A 13,821-nucleotide genomic window follows, 5' to 3' on the forward strand; every position below is an offset into this window, starting at 1 on the left:
AATTCCTGCGGATTTTTCCGATGGTAAGTCTTTCTTTACTAATTTAGTCTCTAGAACAACGCCACAAAAAACTCACAAGTCCATTTTTTAACACTACCAAAAACCCCTAAAAATGAAAAAAGCACTTAAAATCACCTCTACTGTTTCAATCTTATTATTTGGAATTTTATGGTTAGCAAGCAAATTCGATTTCTTAACAGCGTATCAATCCCCTGAAATCAGGAACCTATTAGTACTTGTTTATTTAATTACCAGTTTAAAATATTTTCAAATGTCTGTTAAAGACAAAGATGCTGAAATTAAAGAATTGAAATTAAAATTGGAGGAGAAGTAAAAGCAAGGACATATTTTTTCAACTACAAGTACTTGTCTGCTGAATCCCAAGTCTCATCGACACCTCTAAGCCACATGCTCCTTTAAAAACTGTACTTCATACAAGTTTTTATAGTAGCCATTTTCCTTTTTAAGGAGTTCGTCGTGAGTGCCTTTTTCTACAATTTCGCCGGCGTCCATCACAATAATCTGATCAGCCTTTTGAATGGTTGCTAAGCGGTGTGCAATCACAATAGACGTTCGTCCTTTGGTAATTTTATCGGTGGCATTTTGAATAAGCTGTTCTGAATAAGAATCTACCGAAGAGGTTGCTTCATCCAGCACCAAAATACTCGGGTTCGTAACATAAGCTCTTAAAAATGAAATTAATTGCCGTTGGCCGGAAGAAAGCATCACTCCTCTTTCTTTCACATTATATTGGTAGCCGTTTGGCAAGGACATAATAAAATCGTGAATCCCTATATCTTTAGCCGCTTGATAGACGTGTGCTTCGGTAATCTCAGGATGATTCAGGGTGATGTTATTCATGATCGTATCGGCAAACAAAAACACATCTTGTAACACCACCGCTATTTGGGTACGTAAAGAGGCTAAAGTCACGTCTTTAATATCAATGCCGTCTACAGTAATCTTACCTGATTTAATTTCATAAAAACGACTAAGTAAATTTATTATGGTAGATTTTCCTGCTCCGGTAGCACCAACAATGGCAATGGTTTCCCCTGCTTCAACATCAAAAGAAATGCCCTTTAAAACGGTTTCATCCTCAACATAATTAAAATAAACCTTATCAAAGGATATGGCACCTTCAAAATTTTCAGCAATGTAAGTGCCATGGTCATCAATTTGAGACGTGGTATCTATCACTTTAAACACTCTATTGGCAGCAACCATTCCCATTTGAAGGGTGTTAAATTTATCTGCAATCTGACGCAAGGGTCTAAAAAGCATCGGGATAAACATGATAAAAGCTACCAGATCTCCTTGAGAAACGCCGCCTTCATTTAAAACCACATTTAAACCGCCATACCAAGCGACTAAACCAATGGTTATCGACGCTGATAAATCTGCAATCGGAAAGAATATGGAGTTATACCAAACGGTTTTAAGCCAACCTTTTTTATGACGCTCATTAATGGCTTTAAAATTATCGTGTTCAATGTTTTCTCTGGTGAATAATTGGAGAATTTTCATCCCTGTTAAACGCTCCTGAACAAATGAATTTAGATTCGACACTTCGGTACGCACCTCTTCAAAAGCTTTTTTCATGTACTTCTGAAAAAGGCGGGTCGCATATAATAATAAAGGTAGCATCGCAAAAACGATCAAACTCAATTTTAAATTCAAATAAACCATGACACCAAAAACCACGGCCATGGTAAGGAGGTCGCGAACAATCATAAAAAGTCCCTGACCAAAAATATCGGCAATACGTTCCATATCGGTTACGGCTCTGGTAATTAAAACCCCTACCGAAGAATTATCGTAATACTTCATTTTAAAACGCAACAAGTGATTGAACAACTTAATACGCACATCGACCACTAAATTTTGCCCCAACCAAGTCGCATAATAAATAAACAGCAACTGAAAAACCGTAGACACCACGAGAATCCCAAGCATAATCACGATATAGAACAGAAAGTCCTTTTCTTCTCTAGTGGTGATGCTATTATCTATAGCATATTTAGTTAAATATGGGGTAGCAGCACTAAAAACAGCCAATAAAATCACTAAAACAACAAGACTATAAAACACCAATTTATAAGGCTTTATATAGTCAAAAAGCCGCTTAAAAAGTGCGAAGTCGAAAATATTTTCTTTTGGTTTACTCATTTATTTCTTTATATCTTCAGGATACTCAATATGTGTTAAAAACAAAGCATGCGCCGGTACAGAGAATCCAGCTTCACTCCTGCTTTTCGATTGGATGATGCTATGCATCTCTTCCACTGCTATTTTCCCTAAACCAATATTTACCATCGTACCAACAATAGCACGCACCATATTTCTTAAAAACCTATTCGCTTTAATAACAAAATGAAGTTCATCATCTTTATAAAACCATTCTGCTTTCATAATCTCACAATTATAGGTTTTCACATCAGTGTTGCTTTTTGAAAAACATTGAAAGTCTTCATAGTCGAACAATATTTTTGAAGCCGCATTCATTTTATCTACATCCAGAGGTTTTTTAACAAAATAACTCTGCTCAAATTGAAACACATTTTTTTTGGTCGTAATACGGTATAAATACTGTCTGCTTAGCGCATCAAAACGTGTGTGTGCTTCATCATGAACTCTAAAAATATCATGAATAGCGATATCCAATGGCAAATAAGAATTGAGTTTATAAAGAAACTTTTCTTTTTCGAAAGCCATTTGGGAATCAAAATGCGCAAACATTTGTGAGGCATGTACCCCAGCATCGGTACGTCCGGCGCCCATAATGGAGATTTTCTCTCCCAAAATGGTTGTTAAGGCCTTTTCTATAACCTCTTGCACTGAAATCGCATTGGGCTGATTTTGCCAACCATGATAAGGTTTTCCGTTATAAGAAAGTTCTAAAAAATATCTCAATTTTAATACATTTGTTCAAACAACAAAGATAGGCAGTTTTATGCTTCTTAAGAAGTATGCGTCCTAATTCTACATTAAAAGATTTTCATGACTAAAATCCTACTGCTTTCCGATACCCATGGCTACATTGACGATGATATTTTAAAATATGTAAAACAAGTTGATGAAGTCTGGCATGCGGGTGACATAGGCAGTTTAAAAGTAACCGATGCTATAAAAAAGATTAAGCCTTTACGCGGGGTTTATGGTAATATTGACGATGCCGAAGTACGTGTGGAATTCCCAGAACATAACCGTTTTATGTGTGAAGATGTGGATGTCTGGATCACCCATATTGGAGGCTATCCTCCCAAATACAATAGCCGCGTTATTGATGGTATTAATGAAAATCCGCCACGGATATTCATCTGCGGGCATTCGCATATTTTAAAAGTGATGCCTGACAAAAAACGCCATTTAATTCATATGAATCCTGGTGCCGTTGGGAAACACGGTTTTCACAAAGTTCGAACCATGCTGCGTTTTACTATAGACGAAAAAAAAATAGAGAATCTTGAAGTGATTGAATTTCCGGTACGTCATCCGAGATAGGTTTTTGGTTTTTGGTAAGTTGTACTTCGTCTTGAAACTGGAAACAAAAATCATAAAAAAGACACAGATTCCACAAATTATCACGAATCGTATTACACAACAAACCATCTTAACAACTAAACTCCAGTAGAATGTATACAAAGGAAGTCGCCCCTTGACTATAGGTAATTCCATCTTTGAAACTTTGGAGCTTTGAAACTATAAAACCCTAAGCAATAAGCTGTAAGCTACAGGTTACTCCGTCTTTGGAACTATGCCTTTATGTAACTTTTTCACTTTCTAACTTCTAACTTTATTACTCTGTAACTTTGAATCTTCTCTAAATTAACAGTATTTAACGTATAAAACCATAAGTTTAAATTGATAAATTGTAGTTTTGCCTTTCGATTTATTAAAACAGTAAACATTAATATTTATGAGTCAAGTAAAAGAAAATGATACCGTAAAAGTTCATTACACAGGAAAATTAGGAAATGGTCAAGTTTTTGACAGTTCTTTAGAAAGAGAGCCTCTAGAAATTACTCTAGGTCAAGGGATGCTTATTCCTGGTTTTGAAAAAGGTATGATTGACATGAAAGTAAACGAGAAAAAAACAATTAATATTCCTGTTGCTGAAGCTTATGGTGAGGTGAGACAAGAGTTGTTTTACGATGTTAAAAAAGAGCAATTACCACCAGAAATGGCTCCTGAAGTTGGTATGGGATTAGCCTCTAAGGATCCTGAAGGACGTGAAGTACAATTTAGAGTTGCCGAAGTTCATGATGATTACATCGTTGTTGATGCCAATCACCCTTTAGCTGGTCAAGATTTAACTTTCGATTTAGAGCTTGTTGAAATCAAGTAATTAACGATAACGAGTTAACATATATTTGAAAGCCCAGAACTTAGTTCTGGGCTTTTTATTTTGTGCTATACTCTAATTTAAAAATCTATGTTATTTAGAGACTAGCTAATTGGTTTATTTGATGTCATATTGAGCTTGTCGAAATATACTGCAACAATGAAATTCTATGATGATGAGAACCTGAAATAAATTCAGGTTGACGTAAGAGTAACTGTTTTACATGTCATATTCAGCTTGTCGAAATATTTCAATAAACACCTTTATAATTAGGGTTTCGACGGGCTCAACCTGACAAATATCAGTAACGACCAACTAGCTAAACCTAAACCTCAACTACCCTTTCGGATTTATAAACGTTTCAATGTCAAAAGTTGATAATTTAGGATTTGCCCCTTCACGCTGGGCTACTAAGGCGCCAACGGCACTTGCAAAATTAATGGCTATTTGAGGCGTAATTCCGTTTAACAACTGACTTATTAAAGACGCTAAAAAAGAATCGCCGGCCCCAACGGTATCGGCAACCTTTATTTGGTAACCACTATTATAATACAAGTCGTCATCGTAAAGCAACACCGCGCCATGAGATCCCTTTGTGACACAAATATGCTTGGTATTGGTGTTTTCGGCTATAAAGTGTAAATTTTGCTCTAAACCATTGAATTTAGACCCCAAAAAAGCAGCTACTTCAAAAAGCTCATCATCATTAAATTTGATAAAATCGGCTTTATGCATTAAATAAACTAAGAGCTCTTTGTTATAAAAAGGAGGTCTTAAATTAAGATCGAATATTTTATACGTCTCTTCTACTTCAAGTAAATTAAAAAGGGTTTGTTTAGATACGGCATCGCGGGCGGCCAAACTACCAAACACAAAAGCATCAGCTTCTTGCACCGCCAATTTAGCCGCTTGTTTCAAGCTAATTTTATCCCATGCACGCGGATGTTCAATCGTGTAACTTGCCGATCCTTTTGCATTCAAAATCACCTGAACTTCACCTGTTTTATATTCTTCTAGAGCTTGTACGTGATTTGTATTTATTCGATGTTCTTCTAAATAATTCCATATCAAAGCACCCAATTCGTCTTGTCCAACAGCACTAATCATAGTCACATCATGATTAAACGAGGCCAAACGCAAGGCTACATTTAAAGGTGCTCCGCCTATTTTTTTATGTTCAGGAAAAACATCCCAAAGAACTTCTCCAAAACAAACAATATGAGCCATATTATATTTTTTTAGAATTAAATTTCATGAATTATTTTATACCAGACTAAGACTAGCTATTAAAAATCTTAATAAATATTAGACTCCATAGTGCGCTGGTTTATAGAGTTTTTAAATATCTCTAAAATACGCTTGGCAATTCCAGTCCATCCAAAGTTACGACGTGCAAATCGTGCGCCTTCTACCGACAACTCGTTTCTTAAATTAGGATACAATAACGGCATAGACAACATGGCTCCAAATTCTATAGGGCGGTGCGGATCGGCAAAAAGAGCTTGATTTCCGAAATCGATTAAGTCATATAAACCACCATGAACAGTTACAACACTTGGTGTTCCGCAGGCCATAGCTTCAATAGCCACCATACCAAAAGGCTCATACCTTGAAGGCATAGCAAAAATATTTGCCGAACGATATACATTCGCTAAATCTTCATCGGCGATATAATTTTTCCATTTAATTTTATCAGCAACACCTAATTCATTTGCTAATTTTTGAAGTTTTTCAACACCTAACTTATCCTGCTCCGAATCACCACCAACGGCAGCTACCAATCGGGCTTCCGGACAGAGTTCAAAAACAGTTGGCAAGGCCTGAATAAGTAAATCATAGCCTTTATTATGTGCCATTCTTCCCAGGGCTAAAATATCCGTGGGATGAATATCATATTTTAGTCGAATTTTATCATTTTCCTTGGTGGGCACCGGGTAAAACCGATTTTCATCGATACCAGGAGGAATCATACCACAATTTCGAGGTAATACATCGTATTGCTGTGTTAGTAAATCTACCTGAGGTAAGGTGGTTGCAATCACATAATTACACATTTGAAATACAAAATATTCTTTTCGAATACGCTCTTTGAAACGGTAGGTTTTCTCCATCTCCTTTTCATCCATATCACTACCCATGCTATGCTGTTTCCACCAGCCTAATGAGTGTGGTGTATGCACGTGTGAAATACCTAGTTCTTCAGCAATTTTTTGTCCTGCCCATCCAGCATCCCAATAATGTGAGTACACGATATCGTATTTTTTACGTTCCTTTTGTATCGCCGCCAAAGTATTGGTAACAAACTTCTTGAGGTGATCGTGCATATCTTCCTTTCTAATGAATTTTTTTCCGCCGAAAGGGATACGCCAAACGCTAAAATTATCGTCTACATGGTCGTATTCTGGTTGGTCTTCAAATTGACGGGTTACCAAATCGACAGTTCTTCCTAGTCTACTAAAACGATCAGCGAGTTCTAAAACATAAACTACTTGTCCGCCTGTATCTGGTTTTCCTAATTCTGGGTTTGCTGCTACATAACCGTGCAGCGAGATCATTAATATTGACTTCATCGTATTTATATTTAGTTATTTGATATTATTTTTAAATCATGACAAGCAGAAATGTACTGCGCTGCCGACCAAGCTTGATAGGCTTTCCCCATAGGTTGCCCTGTGGTACCGTGTGCCCATTCGGTAAATTCCCATTCGTTATTAATACCTTCTTTATTGATTAAAGCGAGTTTGTGCAATTCGGAAATCGCGACTTCACGTTGACCGAGTTTATTAACAAACTTCACCCAAAATCCGCCTACAAAGGGCCAAATACCTCCATTGTGATAATGGTTAGGTAAATTCAATAAATTTACAGTGTAGTAAGGACGCCAATCCGGATCGCCAGGCATCACAACGGGATACACATTAGCAACAGGAAAAGGGTCGTTAACCCCAACCCCTAGCATAAAACGGAAAGTTTGGTGTGCTTTTTCGGCATCGACGGTACCGTGTAAAAAGGCTAAAATATTTCCTAGTGTGTCGCAGCGCCAACTAAAGTCGAAAGGTGTTGTTTGGGCAATTAAATAAGAAGTATCCCCTAAGGTAAATTGCTTTTCGGCGAAAGACACCGAATTAAACATTTGCTGTTTTGTTGATGGCCAGAAATTTTGAACGATTTCTTTTTTTATAACCTGCGACCAGCGGATGTACTCCCCTGCTTGTTCGGAGTCACCTAACATTTCTAACATACGACCAAAACATACATTGGCACGATACCACAGAATTTCATCGTAAAGAATGTTATAACTTCTACCAAAAAGATCGGTCCAGTCGCCAGCTTCAGGGATTTCTAGAAGCGCATCATTATTACTATCATGCGCGCCTAACCAAATCATGGTTCTTTTAATATCTTCGATATGTGTTCTAAGGAATTCGATATCCTTTGTCACATTCACGTATTCATAAAACGCAATAATCACCCAAATCCCAGAGTCGATAGAGCAAATGCCTCCTACGCCAGAGTAATCCGGCACATTGTCTTTAATACGCACATTGGAAGGAATTTGTCCATTTCTAGAAATATGCTCAAATAAAGTTAATAAGGTTTGTCTCTGACATTTATGTATCTCTTCATCGTGAATTAAAGGCAGCGATCCAATTACCGTTATAGCCCCATCACGAGCCCAAACACTATAATAATTCTCATCGGTACCATGGGCCACATTGTCGGCTATAGAACAAGCAGAAAAACCAAGTGGTGTGATGTTTTTCTTTAAAGCTTCAACAGCTTTGTCATAGCCTTCTTTGATTAAAGCTATCTTCTCATTTTCATCTTCCGCGGCAATATGATTTAACTCCTGTTGAATAAAAAAATCATCGGAATGATCAACATTCATATCGGCATTTGCTTTCTCTGGCAAGACTCCATAAAAGATCAATCCTTCAATAATACCATCACCTTGTTCCTTTTCGGAATGATATACTTTACGATGTTTGGTATACGTATATAACTCTTCATGAGCATTAGCAACCACAATACCTTTAATATCTTTTAAGTCGAACATGGCGGAATCGTTACCACTATCGCCAGCAACAATAACGTCGCACGGATCAATACTTAAATTTCGTAATAACCATTGCAAGGCATTCCCTTTATTGGCCCATTTTGGTAAAATATCGAGATACCTTTCACCAGAATATACCACATTAATATCCATATTCGCATTGGCAAAATCCTGCTCAATACTTTCTATAAGGGCAGGCGTGGCATCGTGAAAAAAGTAACTTCGTTTATAGGCATGTTGAAATTTAGAAGGTTGATCGCTAATGGGGTGTGTGATACCTTTTATGACATTTTCTACAGCATCTAAATTCCAGCCGTCGTCTAGAATATCATTAAATTCTTTAACGACACTTTTTGTATTATAGTTGTAAATGTGGGTTCCAACGCCAGAAATGATATAATCGGGTTCTGGTAAAACCTTAGTTTTAATAAGATTTAAAACATCGTCGATGAGGCGACCGGTATTGTAGGTGAGTAAAACCTCGTTAGAGGGCTTGTGTTTTTTCCAAATTTTACGAAAGTTACTTTTGTAGGTATGAAAATCTATTAACGTATTGTCAATATCAAAAGACAAGAGCTTAATAGGGCTCTTTTCAACAGGGTTTGTATCCATATTTTAAAAAGACGGTTTTTATGAATTTTCGATTGAATTTTACTAAAAACAAGCAAAAAAACATGGTTATTGGCTTAATTTACGCAAAAAAAGCCACCAAACCGTCCTTTATCGGATTGGATATGAACTGTCCATTTTATTTTTACTGAAATAAAAATATTACATACCTCAAAATAAATATTTGAAAATATAAACTATTTATTCCATGAATATGAAAATAGCCCAGAAAAACCTTAGATTCCACTTATAAAACTACCATAAGGATCCTTGAATTGAATCCCTTCTGTAAACCGGTGTTTACTTAATTCTTTAAATTCAACAAGCGCCCACAGTACAAACTCCTTTACAAAACAACTGTCTTCCTGTGCTAAATTAGGTTGATATTTTGCTAGCAGATCGTCTAAAGGTGTGATAGCTCCCAACAATCGTTGATATTCTTTATCCTTAGCATCGTCTAACAGCTCAAAACCTTCCTTTTGGTTGAAAAACCAAGAGACAATATCATCATAATCGCTTTCATCATCTTGCTTTTTAAGTTTTTCAATTTTAGGAAAATACTCGACAAACAAACTTTTAACTGCCTCTCCTATTAAATTATAGGCTACAAGTGCTGCACCTTCCTGTTCCCCTTCGTATACCAACTCCACTTTCCCTGTAATAGAAGGGATAACACCAACAAAATCGGATAAGCGTACCATAGTTTGGTCGTCGCCAGCTAATAAGGCTCGGCGCTCGGCCGTACTTAGTAAATTTTCTAAAGCGGTAATACTTAAACGGGCACTTACCCCACTTTTAGCATCGATATAATCGTTCTCACGGGCTTCAAATACGATTTGCTCTAATAAATCTCTTGCCAAATCAGGTACTAAAACCATAGATTTCTGAGCTTCTACAAGCTTGGCTTCCTGCTCTGTAATTTGTCTAGCCGTTTCGATATTTACTGGATAATGGGTTAAAATTTGCGATCCTATTCGGTCTTTTAACGGCGTCACGATGCTACCTCTATTGGTGTAATCTTCTGGATTTGCCGTAAACAAAAACTGAATATCTAAGGGTAAGCGTAATTTAAAACCACGAATTTGGATATCGCCTTCTTGTAGAATATTAAAAAGTGCCACTTGGATACGCGCTTGTAAATCGGGCAACTCGTTAATTACAAAAATACAGCGGTTGGCTCTAGGAATCATACCGTAGTGAATCACGCGATCATCGGCGTAGCTTAACTTTAAATTCGCCGCTTTAATCGGATCAACATCACCAATAATATCGGCTACCGTAACATCTGGTGTTGCTAGTTTTTCAGCAAAACGTTCGCTACGATGCAACCAAGCGATTGGCGTATCGTCTCCTTTTTCTTTAATAAGTTCCACAGCAAATCTCGAAATAGGTTGTAATGGATCGTCGTTAATCTCAGAACCTTCAACGTATGGTATATACTCGTCCAATAAATTTAGCATCAAACGCGCCAATCGTGTTTTTGCTTGTCCTCGTAAACCCAACAAATTAATATTGTGACGCGATAAAATAGCACGTTCTAACTCTGGAATTACAGTATGCTCATAACCATGAACTCCTTCAAAAGTGGTTTCTTTATTTTTTATTTTCTGAATTAAATTCGTTCTTAATTCGTCTTTTATTGATTTACTTTGATATCCAGAAGCTTTAAGCTCCCCTAGTGTTTTTATATTCATACTAAAATTGAAATTGACTATTTATTATTGATTACTGGTTGTTAAATTTATTATTGGTTACTGGTTGCTAGCTATTAGTTGTTGGTTTTGAATATTGCTTACAGCTTAAAGCCTATCGTCTACTTTTAACTTTTAACTTCTAACTCTTAACTTAACCTTTAATCCTTTTCTTCCTATTGGTTTCGTAATCTTCAAAAATCATTTCACCCAAACCTTTAATACCTGTATAAAATGCTTTGCCCTGATTCGCATAAGTAAACTCACGAACAAATTGCATTAAATAGGCATCTTTAGCAATCATGAAAGTCGTTATAGGAATATGCAAACGTCTGGCTTGTTGCGCCATGGCGTAGCATTTATTTACGATATGCGCATCCAAGCCCATACTGTTTTTATAATATTCGCCATCGGGAAGTCTTAAGCAACTGGGTTTCCCATCGGTTATCATAAAAATTTGCTTGTTGGTGTTTCGCTTTCTGCGGAGTAAATCCATGGCCAGTTGCAGTCCTGCAACAGTGTTGGTATGGTACGGTCCAACTTTCAGATACGGCAAATCTTTTATTTCAATTTGCCATGCATCGTTTCCAAAAACCAAAATATCGAGCGTGTCTTTCGGGTAGCGTGTGGTAATTAATTCAGCTAAAGCCATGGCTACTTTTTTTGCTGGTGTAATACGATCTTCACCATACAAAATCATACTGTGGCTTATATCAATCATAAGCACGGTACTCATTTGTGACTTATGCATGGTTTCTTCAACCACTAAATCGTCTTCCGAAAGGGTAAAATCACCTATTCCATGACTTATCTGGGCATTTTTCAAACTTTCAGTCATAGACACCTTATCTAGAGCATCTCCAAACTGGTAGTTTCTAAAATCGCCTGTATGTTCGTCGCCAGCGCCCGAACTTTTACTTTTATGATTCCCCTGTCCGCTACGCTTTATTTTTCCGAAAATATGATTTAGAGCTTGCTGCCTAATGGCGCGCTCGGTTTTAGCTGTAATGGCTGTACCGCCTTTACCATCGGGTTTAATTTCCTCACGGATATAACCTTTCTTTTTAAGGTCTTCAATAAAATCGTCTATAGTGTAATCGGGTGTTGTTAGTTTGTATTCGACATCTAACTCCCTTAACCAATCAATGGCTTCGTCAAAATCACCAGAAGTATGTGTAATAAGCTCCTTGAAAATTTCAAAGAGTTTATCAAAAGGTGACTGATAAGGTGCTTCATAACTTTTAAATATGAAACCCTTTTTTAGTGTCTTTTTATCTTTCATAGCCCTATAAAAATAACACATTTTATACAGAAACAAGAAATAGGTAAAATTATGATTAAAATTAACTGAAGATTAATAAGAAAATACGTCGAATAAAATATTTTAAACTATTTTTAGCCGCCCATAAACCAACCAAATAAAGACACCATGAAACTACTTATTTCTTTAAGCTTAGTTATGCTTCCCCTTTTTGGCCAAGCACAAGTCGTACTGAATGCCTATGGTCCAGGAGACACCTACGCCCTTATAACATCTGTTTTAGCTCCTGGCTACAATCCTATAGAAACTCCAGATTGCAGTCATACTAGCTTTGGCGATCATATCGATGAAGTTTTTGATAACAATTTAAACAGCTACGTGTTTCGCTTTCATATTCATGCTAATGAAGACAATGACCGTTGCATCAATTACGATAGACAACGTAATGAAATTAAAACTTACGACCAATCGCCTGATAATTTATTAGGCGTTGAAGGCGAAACCGTAATCTATAAATGGAAATTTAAACTTGAACAAGGCTTTCAATCTTCATCGAGTTTCACTCATATTCATCAATTAAAATCTGTTGGTGGTTCGTTGGAGAGTATGCCTATGTATACATTAACCACGCGCAAAGGAAACCCTGATCAACTGGAGTTACGCTATGCCGAAACGAACTCGCAAACTACGGTAAAGAAAACAGCTTTATCTCCTCTTGTTGGCACTTGGTTAGAGGTTACAGAAACCATTAAATATGGTACGGCAGGGACTTATGATATTATAATTAAAAAAGTTAGTGATAACAGTACTCTATTTTCATACACCAACAACAATATTAATAACTGGAGACCTGGGGCCACTTTTGTGCGTCCGAAATGGGGTATTTATAGAAGTTTAAATAGCGTAGCGGATCTTAGAGATGAAACACTTTTGTATGCTAATTTTAGTATTGAAGAAACCTCAACCCTGTCCACTACAGATATCGCATCTGAAAATGGGTTTATAATATATCCGAATCCGGTGAATGACACCCTATTTTTAAAACAAATCTCACCAAAAGCCCAAACGCTACAAGTCTTCTCTATGGATGGAAAAAAAGTGTTGGAGCAATCTTTGAACACGGCTTCAGAGATAAAACTTGATGTTTCAACCCTTTCCAACGGAAATTACATTCTAAAAATTCAAGGTGAGAACTGGAATCAATCTAAGCTTATTACTATTTCTAATAAGTAGATACTTGGTTAAAACTAATAAACATATTTTTCTAAACACAAACTACTGAACCTTAAATTATAATGAAAAAAGGCCTATTTGTTTTAGTATTCGGACTTTTAACAACTCTGAATTACGCTCAAGAAAAAAACAACATTGGAACTGAAAAAATTTGGCGTGTGAATTTTTTAAATCCCGCAATCGAATTAGAAATTCCGACTGGGCAATTTTCCACTTTTTCTTCAGCACTTGGAATTGGCTATGGTGGCGGGTATCCCGACTTAACATATGGAGGAAGTGGATGGATTTATATCATTAGCCCTTTTGCTGACTTTCAACATAAATGGTTTTACAACCGGAATAAAAGAAATCTAAAAAATAGAACTACTGAAAATAATTCTGGAAATTTTGTTTCATTAAGATTTATAACTCGGGGAAATTCTATTGTTGAAAATGTAAATCGGACTTCTAATTTTGATTTTGCATTTGGACCTACTTGGGGAATACAAAGAAAATATGGAAAGAATTTTCATCTACTATTTGATGTTGGACCACAGTATTATTTTGATACAAATGGAAATGGAAATATTTTTCCAATTATGTTTCAACTGAATTTAGGATTTGATTTAAAAAAGTAATAAAACCT

At 36.4% G+C, this 13,821-nt stretch carries 12 protein-coding genes; 5 read left to right on the top strand and 7 right to left on the bottom strand.

Going from position 1 to position 13,821, the window contains the following annotated elements:
- Positions 1-112 precede the first annotated feature (112 nt).
- The gene (locus JJL45_RS14305; protein ID WP_068603642.1) at positions 113-334 is read left to right on the top strand and encodes a hypothetical protein; all 222 of its coding nucleotides are present in this window, start codon (positions 113-115) and stop codon (positions 332-334) included.
- Between the two features lie 65 nt (positions 335-399).
- Here JJL45_RS14305 and JJL45_RS14310 read toward each other — a convergent pair whose 3' ends face one another.
- Positions 400-2,169: an ABC transporter ATP-binding protein gene (locus JJL45_RS14310; RefSeq protein ID WP_068603644.1), complete on the bottom strand. Its 1,770-nt coding sequence runs from the start codon at positions 2,167-2,169 to the stop codon at positions 400-402.
- A complete protein-coding gene (truA, locus tag JJL45_RS14315; RefSeq protein ID WP_068603646.1) occupies positions 2,170-2,913 on the bottom strand; it encodes a tRNA pseudouridine(38-40) synthase TruA in 744 nt (247 codons plus the stop codon).
- An 87-nt stretch (positions 2,914-3,000) separates the two neighbouring features.
- On the opposite strand from truA, the gene JJL45_RS14320 reads away from it, so the two are divergent.
- A complete protein-coding gene (locus JJL45_RS14320) occupies positions 3,001-3,504 on the top strand; it encodes a metallophosphoesterase family protein (RefSeq protein WP_068603647.1) in 504 nt (167 codons plus the stop codon).
- A 415-nt stretch (positions 3,505-3,919) separates the two neighbouring features.
- Positions 3,920-4,348, top strand: coding sequence for a peptidylprolyl isomerase (locus JJL45_RS14325; RefSeq protein WP_067151279.1), 429 nt, complete (start codon positions 3,920-3,922; stop codon positions 4,346-4,348).
- Positions 4,349-4,681: 333 nt separating this feature from the next.
- Here JJL45_RS14325 and JJL45_RS14330 read toward each other — a convergent pair whose 3' ends face one another.
- The 5 genes from JJL45_RS14330 to JJL45_RS14350 form a co-directional block, all read right to left on the bottom strand.
- Positions 4,682-5,572, bottom strand: a complete 891-nt coding sequence (locus JJL45_RS14330) for a carbohydrate kinase family protein (RefSeq protein WP_068603649.1) — start codon at positions 5,570-5,572, stop codon at positions 4,682-4,684.
- Positions 5,573-5,640: 68 nt separating this feature from the next.
- Positions 5,641-6,915 (bottom strand): glycosyltransferase, encoded by a 1,275-nt coding sequence (locus tag JJL45_RS14335; RefSeq protein ID WP_068603651.1) that lies wholly within the window; start codon positions 6,913-6,915, stop codon positions 5,641-5,643.
- 11 nt (positions 6,916-6,926) lie between these two features.
- Positions 6,927-9,014, bottom strand: a complete 2,088-nt coding sequence (locus JJL45_RS14340) for an HAD-IIB family hydrolase (RefSeq protein WP_068603653.1) — start codon at positions 9,012-9,014, stop codon at positions 6,927-6,929.
- Positions 9,015-9,247: 233 nt separating this feature from the next.
- Complete coding sequence (locus tag JJL45_RS14345; RefSeq protein ID WP_068603655.1) at positions 9,248-10,705, bottom strand: magnesium chelatase; 1,458 nt, start codon at positions 10,703-10,705, stop codon at positions 9,248-9,250.
- A gap of 151 nt (positions 10,706-10,856) precedes the next feature.
- Positions 10,857-11,984, bottom strand: coding sequence for a vWA domain-containing protein (locus JJL45_RS14350; protein WP_068603656.1), 1,128 nt, complete (start codon positions 11,982-11,984; stop codon positions 10,857-10,859).
- 147 nt (positions 11,985-12,131) lie between these two features.
- On the opposite strand from JJL45_RS14350, the gene JJL45_RS14355 reads away from it, so the two are divergent.
- Both JJL45_RS14355 and JJL45_RS14360 read left to right on the top strand, forming a co-directional pair.
- Positions 12,132-13,196 (top strand): T9SS type A sorting domain-containing protein, encoded by a 1,065-nt coding sequence (locus tag JJL45_RS14355; protein ID WP_068603658.1) that lies wholly within the window; start codon positions 12,132-12,134, stop codon positions 13,194-13,196.
- A 62-nt stretch (positions 13,197-13,258) separates the two neighbouring features.
- The gene (locus JJL45_RS14360) at positions 13,259-13,813 is read left to right on the top strand and encodes a hypothetical protein (protein ID WP_068603660.1); all 555 of its coding nucleotides are present in this window, start codon (positions 13,259-13,261) and stop codon (positions 13,811-13,813) included.
- Positions 13,814-13,821: the final 8 nt, after the last annotated feature.

It is taken from the genome of Tamlana sp. s12, assembly GCF_016767215.1.
Taxonomy (GTDB): domain Bacteria; phylum Bacteroidota; class Bacteroidia; order Flavobacteriales; family Flavobacteriaceae; genus Pseudotamlana; species Pseudotamlana agarivorans.

Bases quoted from the DNA above. Each gene is read 5' to 3' on its own strand.
- JJL45_RS14305 (WP_068603642.1), top strand. From the start codon at position 113: ATGAAAAAAGCACTTAAAATCACCTCTACTGTTTCAATCTTATTATTT.
- JJL45_RS14310 (WP_068603644.1), bottom strand. From the start codon at position 2,169: ATGAGTAAACCAAAAGAAAATATTTTCGACTTCGCACTTTTTAAGCGG.
- JJL45_RS14320 (WP_068603647.1), top strand. From the start codon at position 3,001: ATGACTAAAATCCTACTGCTTTCCGATACCCATGGCTACATTGACGAT.
- JJL45_RS14325 (WP_067151279.1), top strand. From the start codon at position 3,920: ATGAGTCAAGTAAAAGAAAATGATACCGTAAAAGTTCATTACACAGGA.
- JJL45_RS14330 (WP_068603649.1), bottom strand. From the start codon at position 5,572: ATGGCTCATATTGTTTGTTTTGGAGAAGTTCTTTGGGATGTTTTTCCT.
- JJL45_RS14335 (WP_068603651.1), bottom strand. From the start codon at position 6,915: ATGAAGTCAATATTAATGATCTCGCTGCACGGTTATGTAGCAGCAAAC.
- JJL45_RS14340 (WP_068603653.1), bottom strand. From the start codon at position 9,014: ATGGATACAAACCCTGTTGAAAAGAGCCCTATTAAGCTCTTGTCTTTT.
- JJL45_RS14345 (WP_068603655.1), bottom strand. From the start codon at position 10,705: ATGAATATAAAAACACTAGGGGAGCTTAAAGCTTCTGGATATCAAAGT.
- JJL45_RS14350 (WP_068603656.1), bottom strand. From the start codon at position 11,984: ATGAAAGATAAAAAGACACTAAAAAAGGGTTTCATATTTAAAAGTTAT.
- JJL45_RS14355 (WP_068603658.1), top strand. From the start codon at position 12,132: ATGAAACTACTTATTTCTTTAAGCTTAGTTATGCTTCCCCTTTTTGGC.
- JJL45_RS14360 (WP_068603660.1), top strand. From the start codon at position 13,259: ATGAAAAAAGGCCTATTTGTTTTAGTATTCGGACTTTTAACAACTCTG.